The following is a 20,837-nucleotide window of genomic DNA, read 5'->3' as shown; positions in this document are numbered from 1 at the left end:
CCGGACCGGCAACGGGGACGGAACCGTGAACGATCGCCAGTCGCTCGAGAACGAACTGCAGCGCCTGCAGCAACGGCAGGTCGAGCAGCCGGAAGGGCGTGTCTTCGCTCCTCTGGCCGACTGCCTGCGCAAGCTCGGCCGCCTCCAGGAGGCCCTCGGGGTCTGCCATACGGGCCTGGCCCGGCATCCGCGCTACTCCAGCGCCTACGTCATCCTCGGCAAGATCCACCTGGAGCGCGGCGACGACGAAGCCGCGCGCGAAGCCTTCGATCGCGTCCTGGAGTTCGACCCCCAGAACCTGCTCGCCCTGCGGCAACTCGCCGAACTCGACGAGTCTCGCGGGGACCTGGTGGCCGCCGCGGAGCGCTGGGAACTCGTCTGCGGGCTCGAGATCGATCCCGCGACGGCCGAACGACGCCTCGAGGCCCTGCGGTCGCAATTGGCCGGCGTCGGCGACCAGCCGGCGGTCGAGACGACCGACGAACCGGCCGGGGACGAGGTCGTCCCGGACGTGGCCGAGGTTCCGGAGGATTCCGACGCACTCGAAGTTGCCGACGTACCGGAAGTCTACGACGCGTCGGACGACGAGCCGATGGAGAGCACGCCGGTCGGCACGGCCGGAATCGAGATTCCCGAACTCGTCGAGGCTTCCGAAGTCGACGATCCGATGACGGAGAGTCGCTGGGGCGAAGATCCGACGGGCGAGAATTCGGAGATCGACCTTCACGACGAGGACGATCCGCCACAGGACGAAGGTGACGCTCCCGAGGACGACGCCGAGGCCACCGCGTCCGCCCCGGCGGTCGAGGTGGGTCCGTCGGAGACCGCGGTTCCGGAGGACGAGGTCGATGTGGCCCCCGAGGCCGTGGAGGTCGCCGCGCGTCCGCGCCCCGTCGACGACAGCGAGATTCCCACGACCGAGATCGCGACCATGACCCTGGCCGAGATCTACGCGGAGCAGGGGTTCCGCGAGAAGGCGTTGGACATCCTCCGACAGGTGGTCGAGCGCCATCCCGACGCCGAGCGCGTCGTGTCCCGCATCGCCGAGCTCGAGGCCGACGACTCCCGTGCCCCGGAGGCGACCGCGGTGGAAGCCGACGACGGCGTCGACGACGAGATCGCACGGACACTCGCGCCCGAGCCGCTCACCCTGAGCGCCACCCCCTCGGAGATCGACGACGACGAGCCCGAGGTCTCGCCGTCGCCGCCGCTCGAGGCCCCGCCCTCGGCCGGGTCGGAGCAGGAACGCGAGCGCGAGCGGTTCGAGCACTTCCGCAATTGGCTGGACCGGATCCGCGTCGACGACTGACGACGTCCGCCCTCTGCTGTATGCTGCGCGGCGAGCGGGCCGGAACGGTCCGCGGGTCGACGTGTTTCCGTGCGGGGAACCCCGGTCGATCGGAGCCCGACGCGGAAGGAGATCGGCGTGAACGTCCTGATCCTGCACGGCCCGAACCTGAACCTGCTCGGCAGCCGGCAGCCGGAGATCTACGGGGATCTGCGGCTCACGGACCTGGAATCGAGACTCGTGCACGTGGGGGTCGAGCTCGGGGTCGAGGTCGATGGCTACCAGAGCAACCACGAAGGTGAGCTGATCGATCGGATCCACGGTAGCAACCACATCGACGGATTCGTGGTCAACGCGGGTGGCCTGACCCACAGCAGCGTGAGTCTGCGCGACGCCTTCCTGGCGATGGACCGGCCCCTGGTCGAAGTCCACGCCTCGAATCTCGCCCGCCGCGAGGACTTCCGGCAGCGGAGTCTGCTGTCGGACATCGCCGTGGGCACGGTCGCCGGTTTCGGGATCGAGAGCTACGAACTCGGCCTGCGCGGTCTGGTCCACGTCCTGCGCGATCGCCGGGAAAGCGGCGGACCGCAGGCCTAGGCACCGCCCTTGCCCCGGCCCGCACTCCATGTACACTTTCGCGGTTCCCGGCCCGGCGTCGTCCGTGGCCGACCACTCCTCGCGTCCAGGGATCCAAGAGGCATGGCCGACACGAGCGACTTCCGCACCGGTTTCACCATGGAGATCGACGGCAATCTCGTCTCCATCGTCGAGTTCCAGCACGTGAAGCCCGGAAAGGGCGGTGCCTTCGTCCGCACCAAGCTGAAGTACGTCGAGTCGGGGAAGGTGGTCGACAAGACCTTCCGCGCCGGCGAGAAGGTCGAAGAGGTCCGGCTGGAGAACCACGAGTACCAGTACCTCTTCAACGACGGCGACATGTACACCTTCATGCACACCGAGACCTTCGAGCAGATCGGCCTGCCGAAGGAAGCCCTCACCGATGCCATTCCCTACCTGAAGGAGAACGACACGGTGACGATGCTCATGCGCGGGGAAAAGCCGATCACCGTGGAGGTCGCCAACCACGTCGAGCTCGAGGTCGCGAAGGCCGATCCCGGCGTGAAGGGCGACACGGCCCAGGGCGGGACGAAGCCGGCCGAGCTGGAGACGGGCCTGGTGGTGCAGGTGCCGCTCTTCGTCGAAGAGGGCGACGTCCTGCGGATCGACACGAGGACGGGCAAGTACCTCACGCGTGTCTGAGCCCTCGGGCTGCTTTGGATGTTGCCCCGAGGGCCCGGGTCCGCGATAGTGCGACCCGAGGCCGGGGCCCCGCGGGCCGCCGAAACCGCATCGAGGACGCGCTCCGAGCGCGCGCCGTCAGCCGGGGAGTGGTGATGGAGCTGGACAAGATTCGCGAGCTGGTGCAACTGGTCGAGGACAGCCAGATCCAGGAGCTCGAGCTCTCCCACCGGGGAGAGACGATCCGGATCGCCAAGGCCGCGACGGCGGTCCCGGCGGCTCCGATGCCCACCCCGGTCGTCCCGGCCGCCGCGCCGGCACCGGAGGCCCCGCCGAGCGAGCCCGAGCCGGCCGCGCCGAGCGCGACGGGGCGCGAGGTCGTCAGCCCCATCGTCGGCACCTTCTACCGGTCGCCGTCGCCGGAGGCCTCGAGCTTCGTCGAGGTCGGACAGCGGGTCGGCGCCGGGGACGTCCTCTGCATCGTCGAGGCCATGAAGGTCATGAACGAGATCGAAGCCGAGTTCGCGGGCATCGTGCGCGAGATCCTCGCCGAGAACGGTCAGCCCGTGGAGTTCGGGCAGGCCCTGTTCGTGGTCGAGCCGGACTGAGCCCCGATGTTTCCGAAGAGCGTCGGGCCGGGAGCGGCCGGGCGCGCCGTGTGACGACGGTCCGGATTGGACCGTCGTTTGCTCGTTCTGCCTCCCGGAGTGACGTGCCCCCGCGGCGCGGAGCGACGCGCAATCCTGCGCTGCGATCGCACTCCACGCGGACCCGGAGGGGAGCGATCACCGTGGCGATCCAGATCAAGAGCATCCTGCAACGCATGATCGAGCTCGAGGCCAGCGATCTCCACCTGAAGGTCGGGGTGGCGCCGACGGCCCGGGTCCACGGCCGGCTCGTGCGGCTCGAGTTCGAGGCCCCGGGGCCGAAGGACATGGCCGAGGTGGTCGAGCACATCCTGACGCCCGCCCAGCGCGACGAGTTCGAGACCACACGCGAGGTCGACTTCGCCTTCGGCGTTCCCGGCCTGGCCCGATTCCGCGCGAACTTCTACGTGCAACGGGGCTCGGTGGCGATGGTCTTCCGCCAGGTCCCCGTCGAGATCAAGGCGCTCGAGGAACTCGACCTGCCGCCGATCGTGCGCGACATCGCGCTCTACCCGCGCGGGCTGGTCTTCGTGACGGGAACGGTCGGGTCGGGGAAGTCGACCACGCTCGCGGGCATGATCGACACCATCAACACCGAACTCACGAGCAACATCATCACGATCGAGGATCCGATCGAGTTCCTGCACCGCGACAAGCGCAGCCAGATCAACCAGCGCGAAGTCGGCACCGACACCTCGAGCTACACGAAGGCGCTGAAGCACGTACTGCGGCAGGATCCCGACGTGATCCTGATCGGCGAGATCCGCGACAACGAGACCATGAAGACGGCCCTGACGGCGGCCGACACCGGCCACCTCGTCTTCAGCACGCTGCACACCATGGATGCGACCCAGACCATGCACCGCATCCTCAGCTTCTTCCCGCCGCACCAGCACCAGGAGATCCGCTATCTCCTGAGCAACACGCTGCGGGCCATCGTCAGCCAACGTCTGATCCCTCGCATCGGGGGTCGGGGTCGCGTGCCCGCGGTCGAGTGCATGATCAACACGAGCACGATCCAGGAGTACATCCGGGAGCCCGAGAAGACCCACATGATCCAGGACGCGATCGCCGAGGGTCACGTGACCTACCGGATGCAGACCTTCGATCAGTCCCTCATGTCCCTCTTCCGCAGCGGCGAGGTCAGCCTCGAGGAAGCCATGCGGGCGTCGACCAATCCCCACGAGTTCAGTCTGCGGGTGAAGGGGATCCAGGGTGCCAGCGACGGCCGATGGGACACCTTCGAGAAGGGTGGCGAGAAGGCCGCCGCGACCGACCCCGGGGGTCCCACTCCCGTACAGGGCGACTATCTGGAACTCTGAGTCCGCGCGGAACCATCGAGCCCGTACCGGACCGTCCGTCGACCGTTCCCTTGCCGGCGGCCGCGAATTCGGGCATCGTGAGCGCTTCGTTCCGTGCGCCCGGCGGCCGGAGATGCCGCACCGACCCGTGACGGGGGACATCGATGATTCGCAAGGTACTGGTGGCCAACCGCGGCGAGATCGCTCTGCGCATCATGCGCGCCTGCCGTGAGCTGGGGATCGAGACCGTAGCCGTGCACTCGACGGCCGACCTCGAGGCCCTGCACGTCAAGTTCGCCGACGAGTCGGTCTGCGTGGGAGAGCCCCTGGCCACGGCCAGCTACCTGAACGTCCCACGGCTGGTCGCCGCTGCCGAGATCACGGGCGCCGATGCCGTGCACCCCGGCTACGGATTCCTGGCCGAGAACGCCGAATTCGCCGAGATCATCGGCAGCTGCGACATCAAGTGGCTGGGTCCGGCGCCGGAGATCATCAACCGCATGGGAGACAAGGACCAGGCCCGTCGCACGGCGATGGAGGCGGGGGTGCCGGTCGTGCCGGGCAGCAAGGGGATCTGCACGACCGTCGACGACGCAGCGCAGGTGGCGGCCGAGATCGGCTACCCGGTCATGCTGAAAGCGGTCGCCGGTGGTGGGGGCAAGGGCATGCGTCCGGCGATGAACGAGGTCGATCTGCGCCGCGCGTTCCCCATGGCCAGCGCCGAGGCGGCGGCGGCCTTCCGCAACGGCGCGATGTACGTCGAGAAGCTGATCCTCCGTCCCCGGCACGTCGAGATCCAGGTCCTGGCCGACGAGCACGGGAACGTCGTGCACCTGGGAGAGCGCGACTGCTCGGTGCAGCGTCGTCATCAGAAGCTGATCGAGGAATCGCCTTCGCCCGCCGTCGACCCGGATCTGCGTCAGCGCATGGGCGACGCGGCCGTGAAGCTCTGCCACCACGTGGGCTACACCTCGGCGGGCACCGTCGAATTCCTGCTCGACGAGGATCGGTCGTTCTACTTCATGGAGATGAACACCCGGATCCAGGTCGAGCATCCCGTGACCGAGATGGTCACCGGCATCGACCTGATCAAGGAACAACTCCGGGTGGGTTCGGGTGAATCGCTGCGGTTCACGCAGGAGCAGGTGAAGATCCAGGGCCACGCGATCGAGTGCCGGATCAACGCCGAGGATCCCCGCCGGGACTTCGCACCCTCACCCGGCCGGATCACCATGTTCCACCCTCCGGGTGGACCCGGTGTCCGCTTGGACACGCACATCTACGGCGACTACGTGGTGGGCCCGCACTACGATTCCCTGTTGGCGAAGTTGATCTGTCACGGCGCCGACCGGACCGAGGCCATCGCCCGCATGCACCGGGCCCTGGGAGAACTGGTCGTGGAAGGGCTGCCGACGAGTATCGAGCTGCACCGGGCCGTGCTGGAGGATCCCGTGTTCGTGCGGGGCGAGGCGACCACGCGTTACCTCGACGACCGCATGGGCGACCTGGCGGCCCAACTCGCCGCCGAATCGGCCTGAACCGACGCGTCCGGACGTTGACCCCGGCCCCGCCTGGCCCTACTGTGCGGCGTGTCCTGCTCCGGGAGGATCCGGAGCCGGCCGACGTCCGGTGGTCCGGCGCTCCCCGGGGCGTCCCGTCCACGCCGCGCGAGCCCCGGCGCGGTCGCGTCCGGCCGTGGCGGCACTCCGACCCGCGGGTCGCACGACCCGTCCCCGCGCGACCAGATCGACTCCGTTCGCCTTCCGCGTGAGGGGGCCTCTGCGCATGGGCCGACGCGCCAAGTCCACCCGACCACGTCTGCTCGACGTCGTCCTCACCGCCCTGTTGAGTCTGTTCCTCGCCGTGGTCGCGGCGACGGTCTCCGGCGTGGTGGCCGCGGGGGCGGACGGCCGTCTGCCGGTGGGTCCGGTCGGGGACTGGATCGGTACCACCGTGCGCGATGGCGTGGGCCCGTTCCTGCTCTGGCTGCTGCCACTCCTGCCGTGGGCCTGGATCCCACTGCGGCGTGCGGCGTCGAAGCGGCAGGCCGTCGTCCGCGGTGGCTGGGCCGTGGTCTTCGTCCTGGCGGTCTCGTCGCTGCTGGCCCACGACCACCTCGATCGTCTCGGGGTGCCGCCGGGAGCGGGCGGCCGGATCGGGGAGTGGGCGGAAGGTCTGTTGGCCTCGGTGGTCGGTCCCGTGGGCAGCTTTCTCGTCCTGGCCAGCCTCGGATCGTGGCTGGTGTTGCGCCCGATGCCGCCGCTGCGCCTTCCGCTGCCGGCGATCGACGGACTCGCCGCGCGGGTGAACGCCGCGTTCGCGCCCCTGCTGGGTGCGACCACCGACGCGTTCCGCGGACTCGGTGAGGGCATGAGCGCGCTCGGGAATCGCCTGCTCGACGCGCGCGACGCCTGGCGCGAGGAGCGTGCGCAGGCGCGCCAGGCCCGAGCGGTCCACGATCGGGACGCGGGACGTGTCGACGACACCGCGCGGACCGACGCCGAGGAACTCGAGGAGGCCGACGAAGACTACGAATACGAATACGAGGACGACGAATACGAAGACGAGGACGGTGAATACGAAGACGAGGACGGTGAATACGAGGACGACGCCGAGGTGGACGAGTTCGTCGCCGACGCCACCGACGTCGAGCCGGTTCCGGACGCCATCGAACCCGCGCCCGCCCGGGTCGTCGAGGCCGGGGTGGCACCGCCTCCGTCGTGGGCGCGGCAGGGCGCCGATGCGAGCGAGGAGTTCCGCCTGAGTCGCGACCCCACCGAACTCCTCGACGAGGACGACCCCGAGCTCGCCGTGCCGAAGCGACGCCGCCGTCGAGGCGACTACCCGCTGCCGTCGCTCGATCTGCTCGAAGAGGTGAAGAAGGAGCAGCGCGGTTTCAGTCGCGACGTCCTGCAGATGAACGCGCGCCTGTTGCTGGAGACCCTGGGCAATTTCGGGATCGACGGGCAGATCAACGAGATCCGTCCGGGCCCGGTGGTGACCACCTTCGAGTTCGAGCCGGCGCCCGGCGTGAAGGTCAGTCAGATCGTGTCGAGGGGCGACGACCTGGCCCTGGCCATGCGGGCCACGCGCATCCGCATCGAGGCCCCGATTCCGGGCAAGGCGGCGGTCGGCATCGAGATCCCGAACCCCTACCCGCAGATGGTCGGCCTGCGGCAGGTGATCAGTTCGCTCGGGAGCGATCCGAACGACGTGCCGCTGGAGATCGCCTTCGGCAAGGACACCGAGGGCGAGCCCTTCGCGGCGGACCTGGCCGACATGCCGCATCTGCTCGTGGCCGGAGCCACCGGCAGCGGCAAGAGCGTGTGCATCAACGCGATCATCTGCAACCTGCTGCTGCGGAACGGACCCGATCGCGTCCGCATGCTGATGATCGATCCGAAGATGCTCGAGCTGTCGGTGTACAACGGCATTCCGCATCTCATGCATCCGGTGATCACGCAGGCGAGCGACGCCCTGAAGGCCGTCAAGTACATGGTGGCCGAGATGGAGACGCGCTACGCGCGGCTGTCCCGCCACGGAGTGCGCAACATCGCGGCGTTCAACGAGAAGGTCCGCGCCGGCAAGGCCGTCGACGAGAAGACCAACGAGAAGATCAAGGAGCCCTTGCCCTACGTGGTCTTCGTGATCGACGAGCTGGCCGACCTCATGATGCAGCTCGGCAGCGACCTCGAGACGCCGGTGGCCCGGCTGGCGCAGATGGCGCGCGCGGTGGGGATCCATCTCGTGCTGGCCACGCAGCGGCCCTCGGTGAACGTGATCACGGGCGTGATCAAGGCGAACTTCCCCAGCCGGATCGGATTCCGGGTGATCAGCAAGGTCGACAGCCGCACGATCCTGGACGGCCAGGGCGCCGAGCAGCTGCTGGGCAAGGGCGATATGCTATTCTTGATGGCCGGTCGGGCGCAGCCGGTGCGCGTGCACGGCGCCTTCGTCTCGATGGACGAGTGCGAGAGCGTGGTCGAGCACTGGCGGCAGTTCGGCGACGACGCCGGGGAGCCGATCGATCTCGACCAGGGCAAGGGCGCCGGTGGAGGGATCGACCTGGGAGAGGACGACCTCCTCGAGCAGGCCCGCGCGTTGGTCGTGGCCACGCAGATGGGGTCGACCACCATGTTGCAGCGCCGCCTGCGGGTCGGCTACACCCGCGCCGCCCGGCTCATGGACATGCTCGAGGCGGCCGGCGTGGTCGGGCCCTTCGAGGGCAGCAAGGCGCGAAAGGTGCTCGTCGACAAGGACGAGCTGGAGGCGGAGAATTGACCGGACCGCAGGAGCGGGGGGCGACGCCCTCGCCTGCGGCCGAGCGCACGGTCTACCTCGACACGCTCGGCTGCGAGAAGAACACGGTGGACAGCGAAGGCGCGCTGGGACTGCTGCTCCAGCGCGGTTTCCGTGTGGTGGACACGCCCGACGACGCGTCGCTGGTCGTCCTGAACACCTGCGGCTTCCTCGACACCGCCCGCCGCGAGTCCCTCGATCGTCTCCAGGAGCTGGCCGCGGCCAAGCACGACGGCCAGAAGCTCGTGGCCATGGGGTGCCTGGTCCAGGGAGAGACCCACGACCTTCGCCGGTCGGTTCCGGGGGTCGACGCCGTGCTCGGCGTGGGTAGCTACCACCAGCTCGGCGATCTGTTCGAGGGGGGGGAAGCCGGACCCCTCGGCTCTCCCGACGAGGCGCCCTACGCAGGCTACGGCACGCGCGTGCTCATGACGCCCTCGCACGTGGCGCACGTGAAGCTCGCCGAGGGCTGCAACCAGAGCTGCAGCTTCTGCAAGATTCCGGCATTGCGCGGCCGCCAGCGCAGTCGCCCCGTCCCGTCGGTGCTCGAGGAGGTCCACGGCCTCGTCGCCCAGGGCGTGCGCGAGGTGATCCTGATCGCGCAGAACAGCTCGGCCTACGGCATCGATCTGCCCGGCCGACCGCGCCTCGCCGACCTGTGCCGGGCCCTGGCCACGGTGCCGCAGCTTCGCTGGATCCGGATCATGTACGCCTACCCGCCCATGTTCACGGTGAAGCAGGCGCGCGAGGTCTACGACATCGAGAAGGTGGTCGACTACCTCGACCTGCCGATCCAGCACGCGAGTCCGCGTGTCCTCGAGCGCATGAACCGCGGCTACGACCCCGATCGCCTGCGGCGGCAGATCGACGAACTGCGATCGATCCGGCCGGATCTCATGCTGCGGACCACGGCGCTGTTGGGCTTCCCCGGCGAGACGGAGGAGGACGTGGTCGCGCTCATGGACTTCCTCGACGAGGTCCGCTTCGATCATCTCGCGACCTTCGTCTACAGTCACGAGCAGCGGACGAGCGCGTTCCACCTGGACGACGACGTCGACCCCGAGGACAAGGAGGACCGGCGGGCCCGGGTCGAGGCGTTGCAGTGGGACCTGGGACTCGAGGTCAAGCGCGCCCGGCTCGACCGGGAGGTCGAGGTGATGATCGACGAGGTCCACGCCGACACCGACGAGGCCGGACTGGAGGCCGTCCCCTTCGAGGACGGAGCGGACCCGCGGGGAGCGTGGACCGGGCCGGTTGCCTTCGGACGCAGTGAGGGCTTCTGTTACGAGATCGACGGCGGGATCTGGATGCCGGGCGAGGACCTGAGCCCGGGCGACGTCGTGCGGGCGCGGCTGGTCGGCTGCGGCCCCTTCGACTTCCTGGCCGAGCGCACGACCCTGGAGGGAGACGCATGACGACCCGTGACCTCGCGATCCGTGGCCTCGTGATCGGGGCACTCCTGGCGGTCGCCCCCGTCGCCGTCCACGCGCAGCCCAGCGACGGACACGTGGCCGAGGACCTACTCGGCCGGATCGTCGCGCCGATCGAGTCGGCTCTGCAGCAGTCGAGCGCGGCCGGCGTGGTCATGCGCCGTCCGCCGGGGACGGACGGTTCGGATCTCGAGCTCCTGCAGGACCGGATCGGGAACTTCCTGCACGAGCGCGGATACCACGTCTGGACGGTCGGCGCGCAGGCCGATGCTCCGGACGAGGGTGTCGTCCTGGACTTCGTGGTCGAGGCCGCGGGCTTCGACTATCCGAGCGAGCGCACCGGCTTCCTCGGCCTGGGTCAGAAGAAGGTCCTGCGTCGCGGGGCCCTCGGGATCCGCGGCCGCTTGGAGGACCCCGCCGACGGTCGCTGGTTGTGGCGCGGCTCCCCGCGTTTCGTGGCCGAGCACTGGGTCGATGCCGATCGATCCGAGGAGCTCGCGGCCGATCGCCCGGACTGGATGTCCGGTGCACCCCTCGAGACCCTCGAGGACGATTCCCGCTGGTGGGAGCGCGGCCTGATGGCCGGACTGCTCGCGGCGGTGGTCGTCCTCTACGCCGACGGGACCCAGTAGTGTTCGGGACCACTTCCATCCGCATGGCGATCGCAGTGGGGTCCGCTGCGGCTCTGCTCGCCGTCTCCGGTTGCGGGGGAGGGCAGGACTTCGAGTCCGAATTCGACGCACTGATCGAAGCGGAGCAGTGGGAGGAGATCCTCGCACGGGTGGAGGTGCACCATGCCGAGGGTGTCCGGGACGGCATGCTGGACTTCGCAGAAGGCCTGGCGCTCCTGCACCAGAACGCGGACGCCGCCGCCGAAGCGCCGTTGGATCGCGCCGTCGCCGACGATCCCTCGAGAGCGCCACGGATCGCCGCCGCGTATGCCGAGCTGGCGCGGGCCGACCGGGAGGCGGAATGGAACGAGCGTGCCCGTCGACGGATGGCCCGGGCAGTCCACTTCGATCCGGACACCGAGGCGGGACCGTTGACGGCGGATGCCGCCGACTGGTTCTACCGCGAGGCCAAGGACTACGCGTCGGCCCTCCCTCTGTACCGCAGATTGGCGGAGGAACTCCCCGAGCCGGTGGACGAGCATCCGTTGTACGTGTATCGCTACGGCTACTGCCTCGAAGAAGCCGAACGTGACGACGAAGCGCTCGAGGTCTACGGTGAGTTCTTGCGCCGCTTCCCCGCCGAGCGAACCTTCATGCGCTTCGTGCAGTGGCGTGCGATGAGTCTGCGGGTCGAGCGGGCCGAAGCGCTGCTGGGCACCGCTCAGCCCGAGGCTGCACTGGACGAGCTGGCCTTCTGCCTCGCTTCGGACTGGCACCTCGAGCTGCAGCAGCAGGCACGGTTCGTGGCCGCGCGCGCCGAGGAGGCGCGTGGGGATCTGCAGGCGGCACGGGAGTACTACGAGCTGGTGGTCGACACCGGATCGCGCTTCGGCGGGGACGTGGTTCGACGCGCCTCGCGACGCCTCGAAGAGCTGGGAGAACTGGGTGTCCACTAGGATCGGGATCTTCGTCGCGGCGGTCCTCCTCACCGGAGCGATCGGCTGCAGCCACCCCGGCAGCGGGTTGCCGGTGGGTAGCTACGAGAGGGGAATCGCCGAGTACGAAGGCGAACGCTACCTCGACGCGGTGCAGACCCTGCGTCTGTACGTGCGTCGGAATCCCACCGATCCTCGCGTCGACGAGGCCCAGTACCACATCGGTCTGGCCCGCTTCGAGAACGATGAGTACGCCGTCGCCGCGGTCGAGTTCGAGATCCTGCGCAACGACTATCCGAACAGCGAGTTGATCGAGGACGCCTGGATCATGGAAGGCATGTGCTACGTCGAGCAGGTGCCGTCGATCCATCACGAGCAGTCGGTCACGCGGCGCGCCCTCGACCACTTCCTCCGCTATCTCCAGGAGTTCCCCGACGGGGAAAGGAGCGCGGACGCGCGGGAGCAGGTCGACGCCCTCCGACTGCATCTCGATCGCAAGTGGTTGTCGAACATCCGTCTCTACGAGCGTCTGGGACGCACCGAGGCGGCGCTGGTCGAGGCCGAGGCCATGCTCGACGATCGGCCCGACAGCCAGTTGCGACCCGAGGTCCTCATGCTCGCCGCCGATCTCCACGCCGAGCTCGACCAGCTCGGCGAGGCACGACGCCTGTGGCGACGGATCCTCGACGACCACGGCTCGCACGAACTCGCGCCGCAGGCGCAGTCGAAGCTCGCGCGGATGCGCGACGGGGTCGACGAGGACGCGGGGTGAGCCCGCGCGTCGTCGGCGTCTACGGCGGAAGCTTCGATCCGGTGCACCGCGCGCACGTGGAGATCGCGCGGCGCGCCCGTGATCAGGTTCCCTGCGACGAGGTCTGGTTCGTTCCCGCTGCCGTGGCGGTCCAGAAGCCGCACGGCCCGATGGCGGGTGCGCAGGACCGTGTCGACATGCTCGAGGCCGCCATCGCGGGTGAGCCCGGACTGGCGATCTCCGACGTCGATCTGGGACACCCCGGCCGGCGCGCCCTCGACACCGTGCTGGAACTCGACCGACGCGAGCCCGGCGTGCGCTGGCGCTGGATCATGGGGCAGGACTCCTTCGACGCGCTCGACACCTGGTATCGTCCCGAAGACCTGGCGCGGCACGCTCCCTTCGTCGTGCAACCGCGGCCGGGATCCTCGGGGACGCGGCTGGAGAGCTTCGCCGGCGAGCCGGTGACGTGGCTGACGGGTCCCGAGCTCGACGTGGCGTCGACGGGCCTGCGCGAGGCGCTGCAACGCGGGGAGCGCCCCGAGGCGATTCCGGCGGCAGTCCTGGGGATCATCGAACGGCGCGGGCTCTATCGGCAGGAAGACGAACGATGAAGATCGTGCTCATCGACGGCTCGGCCCTGATCTACCGAAGCCATTTCGCCATGCATCGGCAGCCGCTGACGACCTCGCACGGTGAGATCACGACCGCGAGCTTCGGCACCGCGAACGCCGTCGTGCGCCTGTTCGAGGACTTCGGGGCCGACCGTGTGGTCTGTGCCTTCGACGTGAAGGCACCCACGTTCCGCCACGAGATGTACGAGCCGTACAAGGCGCACCGGCCACCCACGCCCCCGGACCTGGCCGCCCAGATCCCTCGGGTGCGCGAACTGCTCGAGGCCATGGAGGTGCCGATCGTCGAGAAGGAGGGTTACGAGGCCGACGATGTTATCGGTACGCTCGCCCGGCGAGGCGCCGACCGCGGACACGACATGTGGATCTATTCGGGCGACAAGGATTTCTACCCGCTGGTCCGTCCGGGCGTGTCGATTCTCAAGCCGTCCCCTCGCGCGAACGTCGAGGACGAGCCGATCGACGAGGGCACGGTGCGACGGAAGAAAGGGGTCCGGCCGGCCCAGTATCGCGACGTGCTCGCTCTGGTGGGCGACAAGAGCGACAACGTGCCCGGTGTTCCCGGGATCGGAGAGAAGACGGCGGTCAAGTTGATCTCGAACTTCGAGAGCATCGACCGTCTGCTGGAGCGGCTGGACGACAAGCGGGTCACTCCGCGTCAGCGCAAGGCGATCGAGGAGAACCGAGAGCAACTCCTGTTGAGCCGTCGACTGGTCACCATCGACCAGGACGTCGACGTCGACATCGATCTGGGAGAAGCGGGGCGTCCCGACCCCTGGACCGAGGATTTCCGGAGGATCTGCCGCGAGTTGGAGTTCCGGCAGCTGCTCGAGCGGTTCGAGCACGAGGTGACCGACGACGACGGGGGCAATCCCGGCGACGATCTGCGCTACGCGGTGATCGAGAGCGTCGCCGCCCTGAGCGCGCGGCTCGAGGGCCTTCCGCGTGACCGCGCGTGGTGCATCGACACCGAGACCACCTCGCTCGATCCCATGCGCGCCGAGCTGGTCGGTCTGTCGCTGTCGGTGCGCGAGGGAGAGGCCTGGTACGTCCCCGTGGCGCCGCCGTCGATGGCGGAGGCGGACGACCTCTTCGCCGCCGACAGCGCGAGCGGCCTGCCGTGGAACGAGGTGCGCGACACCCTGCGACCGTTCTTCGAGGAGCCGCGGATCGCGAAGGTGGGTCAGAATCTCAAGTACGATCAGATCGTCCTGCTGAACCACGGTCTGGAACTGCGGGGCGTCGAGTTCGACACCATGATCGCCAGCTACCTGCTGGCGCCGGAGCGTCGTCAGCACAACATGGACGTGCTGGCGGACGAAGAACTGGGACTGCGCACGGTTCCGTACAAGCAGCTCTTCGACGGTCTGGACACACGGGATCTCCGGCGTGTGCCACTCGACCGCCTGGCCCACTACGCCTGCGAGGACGCCGACGTAACGCGCCGGCTGTACGAGCACTTCCGGCCGCAACTCGTGGCCGAGGAGCTCGACCAGGTGATGAACGACCTCGAGATTCCGCTGTCGCAGGTGCTCCTGCGAATGGAGCGCCACGGCGTGCGTCTGGACCTCGAGCTGCTCGACGGTCTGCAGAAGGAATGGAAGGCCGAGCTCGACGAACTCGTGACGTCGATCCACGGAATGGCGGGCGAGGCCTTCAATCTGAACAGCCCCAAGCAGCTGCAGGTCGTCCTCTTCGAGCGCCTGGGGTTGAAACCCACGAAGAAGACGTCGACCGGGTACTCGACCGACGTGGAGGTCCTCACCGCCCTGGCCGCCGAGCACGAGCTTCCGGCGAAGCTGCTCGAGTACCGGCAGCTGTCGAAGCTGCTGTCGACCTACGTCCAGACGCTCCCGAAGCTGGTGCACCCCGAGACCGGATGCGTGCACACCAGCTTCAATCAGGCGGTGGCAGCCACGGGGCGGCTGAGCAGCACCGACCCGAATCTCCAGAACATTCCGATCCGCACCGAGGCGGGCCGGCGCATCCGCGAGGCCTTCGTTCCTCGCGAGAAGGGCTGGTCGTTGTTGGCCGCGGACTACAGCCAGATCGAGCTGCGGCTCATGGCGCACTTCGCCGGGGACGAAGCCTTGATCGAGTCGTTCCGGGCTGGCGAGGACATTCATGCGCGGACGGCAGCCCTGGTCAACGGGGTCGGCATCGATGGCGTCAGCGGCGAGATGCGGCGCGCGGCCAAGGCCATCAACTTCGGGATCCTCTACGGAATGGGTGCGCGCGCGCTCGGACAGTCGATCGGCGTGACGCAGAAGGAGGCCAAGGCCTTCATCGACGCCTACTTCGAACGGCTCCCGAAGGTCCACGCCTGGATCGACGCGACGGTCGAACGGGCCACGGCCGAGCGCGAGGTCCGCACCATGTTCGGTCGACGGCGCCGACTGCCCGAGCTCGCGAGCAAGGACCCGCGACAGCGCTCCTTCGGAGAGCGGATCGCGGTGAACACGCCGATCCAGGGTTCGGCCGCCGACCTGATCAAGAAGGCCATGATCGACCTCGACGCGCGGATCGACCGCGAGGGCCTGCCCGCCCGCATGCTCCTGCAGGTCCACGACGAGCTCGTGCTCGAGGTCCGGGACGACGCCCGGGAGTCCGTCCGTGCCGTGGTGGTCGAGGAGATGGAAGGGGTCGCCGATCTGGCGGTTCCCCTGTCCGTCGACGCCCATTTCGGTGCGACCTGGGCCGAGGCCCACGCCTGAGGGGTGCCGATGGACGTCCGACACACCCCCGTCGTGGTCCTGGCCGGAGGCACCGGTACCGGCAAGAGCACCCTGGGTCGTGCCCTGGCCGCCGAGGGCGCGGCCGTGGTCGATGCCGACGTCGTGGGCCACGAGATGCTCCGCCGCCGCGACGTGCGGAACGCGGTGGTGGACACGTTCGGGCCCGACGTGCTCGACGACGAAGGCGCTGTCGACCGCCGCCGCCTGGGTGCGATCGTCTTCTCCGATCCGGCGCGTCTCGCCGCTCTGAACCGGCTGGTCCACCCGCCGTTGGTGGCGGAAATCGAGCGGAGGATCGATCGTCTGCGGCGGGATCCGGCGATCGGAGCGATCGTGATCGACGCGGCTCTGTGGCCCCAGTTCGAGCCGCGGCCGTCGGTCGACCTCGTGGTCATGACGACGGCGCCGCGCCCGGTGCGCCGGCAGCGGATCGTGGAGCGGGACGGAATCGATTCCGCGGCGGCCGAGCGCCGGCTGGAACGCCAGGAAGCGCTCGAAGCTTTCCTCGACGACGCCGATGCGGTATTGGATACGGCTCGGCCTCGTTCCGAGACCCGACAGGCGCTCTTCGATCTGCTCGACCAGCGGTTCGGGCCCGGATGGCGTCGGCCGCGTCCGTCGACCGGGGTCTGAGCAATCCCGGCGCCCACAGCTGCTGCGACGACCCGAACGACCCGGCGGAGGTCCCCCGTGTACGAACTCGACGACCTGAAACAGCGCACCACTCATCTGAAGGAGGGTCTTTGACCTCGCCTCAAAGATGAGCGAACTCGAGCGGCTCGAGAAGACCATGACCGAGGCCGGCTTCTGGGACGACCAGGAGAAGGCCCAGGAGACCATCGCCGCCGCCAACCGGATCAAGGCCTGGACCGAGCCGCTGGCCGAGCTCGACACGAAGCTCGAGGAGGCCGAGGTCTACACGGTGATGGCCGACGAGGACGAGGACGCGGCTACCGAGGCCACGCGCTCGACCGAGGCCGCGGGCCGGCTGCTCGACCGCCTCGAGACCAACTACATGCTGGGCGGCCCGGACGACGACAAGGGCGCGATCCTGGAGCTGAACCCCGGGGCCGGCGGCGTCGACAGCATGGACTGGGCCGAGATGCTCATGCGCATGTACCTGCGCTTCCTCGAGCGCGAGGGCTGGGACCACAAGGTCACCGACCTGCAGCCCGCCGAGGAGGCCGGGATCAAGCACGTGTCGATCGAGATCCGCGCGCCCTACGCCTACGGCTACCTCAAGGGCGAGAGCGGCGTGCACCGCCTGGTGCGGATCAGTCCCTTCGACGCCCAGTCGCGACGGCAGACCAGCTTCGCCAGCTGCTTCGTGTACCCCCTCGTCGAGACGAACATCGAGATCGAGATCGACGAGAAGGACCTGCGCGTCGACACCTACCGGGCCAGCGGCGCCGGCGGGCAGCACGTGAACAAGACCGACAGCGCCATCCGCATCACGCACGAGCCCACGGGCATCGTCGTGCAGTGCCAGAACGAGCGCAGCCAGCACCGCAACCGCGAGGCGGCCATGAACATGCTCCGTGCGCGGCTGTACCAGCAGAAGCTCGAGGAGGAGCAGGCCAAGCGCGACGAGCTGAGCAGCAGCAAGATGAAGATCGACTTCGGAAGCCAGATCCGCAGTTACGTACTGCATCCGTACACCAAGGTGAAGGACCACCGCACCGAGGTCGAGACCGGCGACTCGCAGCGCGTGCTCGACGGCGACATCGAGCTGTTCGTGCAGAGCTTCCTGCGCGCGGCCGGCTCCACCACGAAGTCCTGATGATCCGTTTCCCCCGACCGGCCGGCGCCGGTCCCGAGCAGTGGCCGCCCGTGGCCACGGTTCCCGGAGAGTGACGATGGACCCGCAGCACCGCCTGATCCAGGAACGCGTGTCGAAGATCGAGAAGTGGGAGGCGCTCGGCGAGCAGCCCTACCCGCCGTCGTTCACGCGCAGCCACCGGCTGGGCGACGTGGTCGACGCCGGCGAGGCGATGGTGGCCGAGAACGCCGAGGTCCGCCTCGCCGGCCGCATGATCAGCAAGCGCCGTCACGGCAAGATGGGCTTCGCGCATCTCGACGACCAGTCGGGCTCGCTGCAGATCTGGGTGCGCAAGGACCTCGTGGGCGAAGACGCCTACGAGAAGTTCAAGCTGATCGAGGTCGGCGACTTCTGCGGCGTCGAGGGCCGCATGATGCGTACGAAGACGGGCGAGCTGACCTGCGAGGTCACGTCGCTGCAGCTGCTGTCGAAGTCGCTGCGGCCGCTGCCGGAGAAGTGGCACGGCCTGCAGGACCCGGAGCTGCGCTACCGCCAGCGATACGTCGACCTGATCATGAACCGCGACGTGCGCGCGTCCTTCGAGGCCCGCGCGCGCATCATCCGGGAGCTGCGCCAGCAGCTCATCGACGAGGACTTCCTCGAGGTCGAGACCCCGGTCCTGCAGCCCATGTACGGCGGGGCCACCGCGCGCCCCTTCGTGACCACGCACAATGCGCTCGGCGGCGCCGAGCTCTACCTGCGCATCGCCGACGAGCTGTACCTCAAGCGCCTCATGGTGGGCGGCTACGACCGCGTGTTCGAGATCGCCAAGAACTTCCGCAACGAGGGGATCGACCGCACGCACAATCCCGAGTTCACCATGATGGAGTGCTACGCGGCCTACTGGGACTACGAGGACATGATGGGCCTGGTGGAGCGGGTCTTCGCGCGGCTGGTGGAGGCGCTCACCGAGGACGGCACGATCGGCTACGGCGACCACACCATCGACTTCCGCAACGGTTTCCGGCGGGCGCGTTTCCTCGATCTGCTGACCGAGCACACCGGCGTCGACTTCCGACCTCTCGACCGCGACGCGGTGGCGGCCGAGGCCGAGCGGCTGGACGTCGAGGTCGACGAGGGCATGGGCAAGGGCAAGCTGCTCGACGAGATCTTCTCGGAGAAGGTCGAGCCGCACCTGATCCAGCCGACCTTCGTGTGCGACCATCCGGTCGAGCTGTCGCCGCTGGCCAAGCGCCATCGCGACGATCCCGAGCTGGTCGAACGCTTCGAGCCCTTCGTGGCGGGCTTCGAGGTCGGCAACTCCTTCACGGAGCTGAACGATCCCCGCGACCAGCGTGCGCGCTTCGAGGAACAGGTCCGCCTGCGCGAGGCCGGCGACGCCGAGGCGCAGCAGCTCGACGAGGACTTCCTGCGCGCGCTCGAGTACGGCATGCCGCCCACGGGCGGCCTCGGGATCGGCATCGATCGTCTGGTGATGCTGTTCACCGATTCCCACTCGATTCGCGACGTGCTCCTGTTCCCGCAGCTGCGCCCCGAAGGTCGGGGCGACGATGCCTGAGCCCCGCACCCCGCACGCCGGAAGGACGTCGTGAGTCTCGTCGGGATCGTCTCCGATCGTTTCCTGCGCAGCCGCGGTTCGCGCCTGCTGTCGCTGATCGCGCTGTTCGCCGGCCTGGGCGTGATGCTCGGCGTTGCGGTCTTGTGCGTGACCCTTGCGGTCATGAACGGTTTCCGTGATCAGATCCAACTGAAGTTCGTCGAGAACATGCCCATGGTCACCGTGCTGTCGCCCCGCGGCTTCGACGATCTCGACGCGACGGTGCGGACACTCGAACAGCGCGACGACGTCCTGGGCGCCGCGCCCTACATCCGCAGCGAACTGGTGATCACCCACGAGCGCCTGCCCGGGCGATCGGTGAACCGTGGGGCGGTGCTGTGGGGCATCGATCCCGAGCGTCAGTCCGAGGTGACGCGCTTCGACGAGGTCGTCGAGCCGCCGTTCACCGGCTTCGGGACCGATCACCTGATCCACGGGGGAGCCGATGTCCCCGGCATCGTCCTCGGCGCCGAACTCGCTGCCGGGCTCCGCGCCCTCGTCGGCGACGTGGTCGCGGTGCACGCACCGCGCAAGGTCGGCGCCGGTCCGGCCGACTACGAAACGACCACCCGCGAATGCCTGGTGGTGGGAATCCTCGATTCGGGCATGTACGAGTTCGACGTGGCCTTCGCGTACGTGCACCTCGACGTGGCGCAGGACATGTTCGCCCGCGAGGGAGGCGCCGACGGAATCGGATTGCGGGTGACCGACATGATGAGGGCACCGCGGATCGCCGACCGGATCGAAGAGGAACTCGCCGACCAGGGCTTCTATGCGAACGACTGGATCCGCCTGAACGGGCAGTTGTTCGAGTGGATCCGTTTCGAGAAGGCCCTCATGTTCCTGCTGCTGACCTTCCTGATCCTCATCGCGAGCTTCAACGTGGTGGCCATTCTCATCACCCTGGTGCGTGATCGCGCGCGGGACATCGCGATCCTGGCCGCCCTGGGGACACGGCGCCGTCAGGTCGTGGGGATCTTCCTCCGTCTGGGCCTGGTGATCGGGGCCGTGGGAACGGTGGCCGGGATCCTGCTCGGTCTGGCGGCGATCGTGGCCCTGGACCGCTACGGCTTCCCCCTGCCGGGCGAGGTGCTGTTCGTCGACACCCTGCCGGTGCACCCGCACGTGGCCGATTTCGTGCTCGTGGCGGGCGTCTCCATGCTCCTGACCTTCCTGGCCACGCTCCTGCCGAGCTGGCTGGCCACGCGGGTCCTGCCGGTGGAGGTGCTGCGCAATGAGTGAGACCTCGACGTCCGCGGTGGGCCCGGTGTGGTTGCGCGCCCACGGGCTCGACAAGGTGTACCGTTCCCGACACCGGCGCGTGGAGGTCCTGCGTGGGGCCGCGCTCGAGGTGCGCGCGGGTGAGAGCGTGGCGATCACCGGTGTCTCGGGTTCGGGCAAGAGTACGCTGCTGAACCTGCTCGGGTCGCTCGACCGGCCCGACGAGGGCTCGATCGCCTGGGGCGACACCCAGGACACCGATCTGACCAACCGTCCCGCGGTGGCCCGTCGGCAGGCGCTGATCGCCATCGGTGTGGGCCTGGCGGCCCTGGCCGCCGCGCAGGCGCTCGCGCTCTACGTGGTGGGGCGGCCGC

At 68.7% G+C, this 20,837-nt stretch carries 17 protein-coding genes and 1 pseudogene; all 18 read left to right on the top strand.

Annotated elements, in window-relative coordinates; all coding sequences use genetic code 11:
• Window positions 1–25 precede the first annotated feature (25 nt).
• The 18 genes and pseudogenes from VKA86_17125 to VKA86_17040 all read left to right on the top strand — a co-directional run bounded on the left by VKA86_17125 (window position 26) and on the right by VKA86_17040 (window position 20,731).
• The gene (locus tag VKA86_17125) at window positions 26–1,309 is read left to right on the top strand and encodes a tetratricopeptide repeat protein (protein HKK72928.1); all 1,284 of its coding nucleotides are present in this window, start codon (window positions 26–28) and stop codon (window positions 1,307–1,309) included.
• A 117-nt stretch (window positions 1,310–1,426) separates the two neighbouring features.
• Entirely contained in the window at window positions 1,427–1,885 is a 459-nt protein-coding gene (locus VKA86_17120; GenBank protein HKK72927.1) for a type II 3-dehydroquinate dehydratase, read from the top strand.
• A gap of 102 nt (window positions 1,886–1,987) precedes the next feature.
• Window positions 1,988–2,545 carry an elongation factor P gene (gene efp, locus VKA86_17115; GenBank protein HKK72926.1) on the top strand — a complete coding sequence of 186 codons (558 nt, stop codon included), beginning with the start codon at window positions 1,988–1,990 and terminating at the stop codon, window positions 2,543–2,545.
• 134 nt (window positions 2,546–2,679) lie between these two features.
• Window positions 2,680–3,132 (top strand): acetyl-CoA carboxylase biotin carboxyl carrier protein, encoded by a 453-nt coding sequence (accB, locus tag VKA86_17110; GenBank protein HKK72925.1) that lies wholly within the window; start codon window positions 2,680–2,682, stop codon window positions 3,130–3,132.
• 182 nt (window positions 3,133–3,314) lie between these two features.
• The gene (locus VKA86_17105) at window positions 3,315–4,493 is read left to right on the top strand and encodes a type IV pilus twitching motility protein PilT (protein ID HKK72924.1); all 1,179 of its coding nucleotides are present in this window, start codon (window positions 3,315–3,317) and stop codon (window positions 4,491–4,493) included.
• A gap of 143 nt (window positions 4,494–4,636) precedes the next feature.
• Window positions 4,637–6,010, top strand: coding sequence for an acetyl-CoA carboxylase biotin carboxylase subunit (accC, locus tag VKA86_17100; protein ID HKK72923.1), 1,374 nt, complete (start codon window positions 4,637–4,639; stop codon window positions 6,008–6,010).
• Between the two features lie 247 nt (window positions 6,011–6,257).
• Entirely contained in the window at window positions 6,258–8,753 is a 2,496-nt protein-coding gene (locus VKA86_17095) for a DNA translocase FtsK 4TM domain-containing protein (protein HKK72922.1), read from the top strand.
• Entirely contained in the window at window positions 8,750–10,186 is a 1,437-nt protein-coding gene (gene rimO, locus VKA86_17090) for a 30S ribosomal protein S12 methylthiotransferase RimO (protein ID HKK72921.1), read from the top strand. Before VKA86_17095 ends, rimO begins: the two co-directional genes overlap by 4 nt.
• A complete protein-coding gene (locus tag VKA86_17085) occupies window positions 10,183–10,833 on the top strand; it encodes a hypothetical protein (GenBank protein HKK72920.1) in 651 nt (216 codons plus the stop codon). The genes rimO and VKA86_17085 overlap by 4 nt, the downstream gene beginning before the upstream one ends.
• Before the next feature lie 23 nt (window positions 10,834–10,856).
• Window positions 10,857–11,768 (top strand): hypothetical protein, encoded by a 912-nt coding sequence (locus VKA86_17080; GenBank protein HKK72919.1) that lies wholly within the window; start codon window positions 10,857–10,859, stop codon window positions 11,766–11,768.
• Complete coding sequence (gene bamD, locus VKA86_17075) at window positions 11,758–12,519, top strand: outer membrane protein assembly factor BamD (GenBank protein HKK72918.1); 762 nt, start codon at window positions 11,758–11,760, stop codon at window positions 12,517–12,519. The genes VKA86_17080 and bamD overlap by 11 nt, the downstream gene beginning before the upstream one ends.
• A complete protein-coding gene (gene nadD, locus VKA86_17070) occupies window positions 12,516–13,112 on the top strand; it encodes a nicotinate (nicotinamide) nucleotide adenylyltransferase (GenBank protein ID HKK72917.1) in 597 nt (198 codons plus the stop codon). Before bamD ends, nadD begins: the two co-directional genes overlap by 4 nt.
• A complete protein-coding gene (gene polA, locus VKA86_17065) occupies window positions 13,109–15,844 on the top strand; it encodes a DNA polymerase I (GenBank protein ID HKK72916.1) in 2,736 nt (911 codons plus the stop codon). Before nadD ends, polA begins: the two co-directional genes overlap by 4 nt.
• A 9-nt stretch (window positions 15,845–15,853) precedes the next feature.
• A complete protein-coding gene (gene coaE / locus VKA86_17060; protein ID HKK72915.1) occupies window positions 15,854–16,498 on the top strand; it encodes a dephospho-CoA kinase in 645 nt (214 codons plus the stop codon).
• A 57-nt stretch (window positions 16,499–16,555) separates the two neighbouring features.
• Window positions 16,556–17,645, top strand: a protein-coding gene (prfB, locus tag VKA86_17055; GenBank protein HKK72914.1) for a peptide chain release factor 2 whose coding sequence is annotated in 2 segments (ribosomal slippage) — window positions 16,556–16,597 and window positions 16,599–17,645 — 1,089 coding nt in all. Because the reading frame shifts where the segments join, the coding sequence is not laid out codon by codon here.
• A 76-nt stretch (window positions 17,646–17,721) separates the two neighbouring features.
• Complete coding sequence (gene lysS, locus VKA86_17050) at window positions 17,722–19,203, top strand: lysine--tRNA ligase (GenBank protein ID HKK72913.1); 1,482 nt, start codon at window positions 17,722–17,724, stop codon at window positions 19,201–19,203.
• Between the two features lie 30 nt (window positions 19,204–19,233).
• Window positions 19,234–20,484 (top strand): ABC transporter permease, encoded by a 1,251-nt coding sequence (locus VKA86_17045; GenBank protein HKK72912.1) that lies wholly within the window; start codon window positions 19,234–19,236, stop codon window positions 20,482–20,484.
• A 25-nt stretch (window positions 20,485–20,509) separates the two neighbouring features.
• Window positions 20,510–20,731, top strand: a pseudogene (locus VKA86_17040) (ATP-binding cassette domain-containing protein).
• Window positions 20,732–20,837 lie beyond the last annotated feature (106 nt).

Source organism: Candidatus Krumholzibacteriia bacterium, from assembly GCA_035268685.1.
GTDB lineage: Bacteria > Krumholzibacteriota > Krumholzibacteriia > JAJRXK01 > JAJRXK01 > JAJRXK01.
The sequence above is the reverse complement of the archived record's forward strand: the minus strand, read 5'-3'. Positions and strand labels throughout refer to the sequence as shown.

Bases quoted from the DNA above. Each gene is read 5' to 3' on its own strand.
- lysS (HKK72913.1), top strand. From the start codon at position 17,722: ATGGACCCGCAGCACCGCCTGATCCAGGAACGCGTGTCGAAGATCGAG.
- accB (HKK72925.1), top strand. From the start codon at position 2,680: ATGGAGCTGGACAAGATTCGCGAGCTGGTGCAACTGGTCGAGGACAGC.
- coaE (HKK72915.1), top strand. From the start codon at position 15,854: ATGGACGTCCGACACACCCCCGTCGTGGTCCTGGCCGGAGGCACCGGT.
- VKA86_17085 (HKK72920.1), top strand. From the start codon at position 10,183: ATGACGACCCGTGACCTCGCGATCCGTGGCCTCGTGATCGGGGCACTC.
- polA (HKK72916.1), top strand. From the start codon at position 13,109: ATGAAGATCGTGCTCATCGACGGCTCGGCCCTGATCTACCGAAGCCAT.
- accC (HKK72923.1), top strand. From the start codon at position 4,637: ATGATTCGCAAGGTACTGGTGGCCAACCGCGGCGAGATCGCTCTGCGC.
- VKA86_17095 (HKK72922.1), top strand. From the start codon at position 6,258: ATGGGCCGACGCGCCAAGTCCACCCGACCACGTCTGCTCGACGTCGTC.
- efp (HKK72926.1), top strand. From the start codon at position 1,988: ATGGCCGACACGAGCGACTTCCGCACCGGTTTCACCATGGAGATCGAC.
- VKA86_17080 (HKK72919.1), top strand. From the start codon at position 10,857: ATGGCGATCGCAGTGGGGTCCGCTGCGGCTCTGCTCGCCGTCTCCGGT.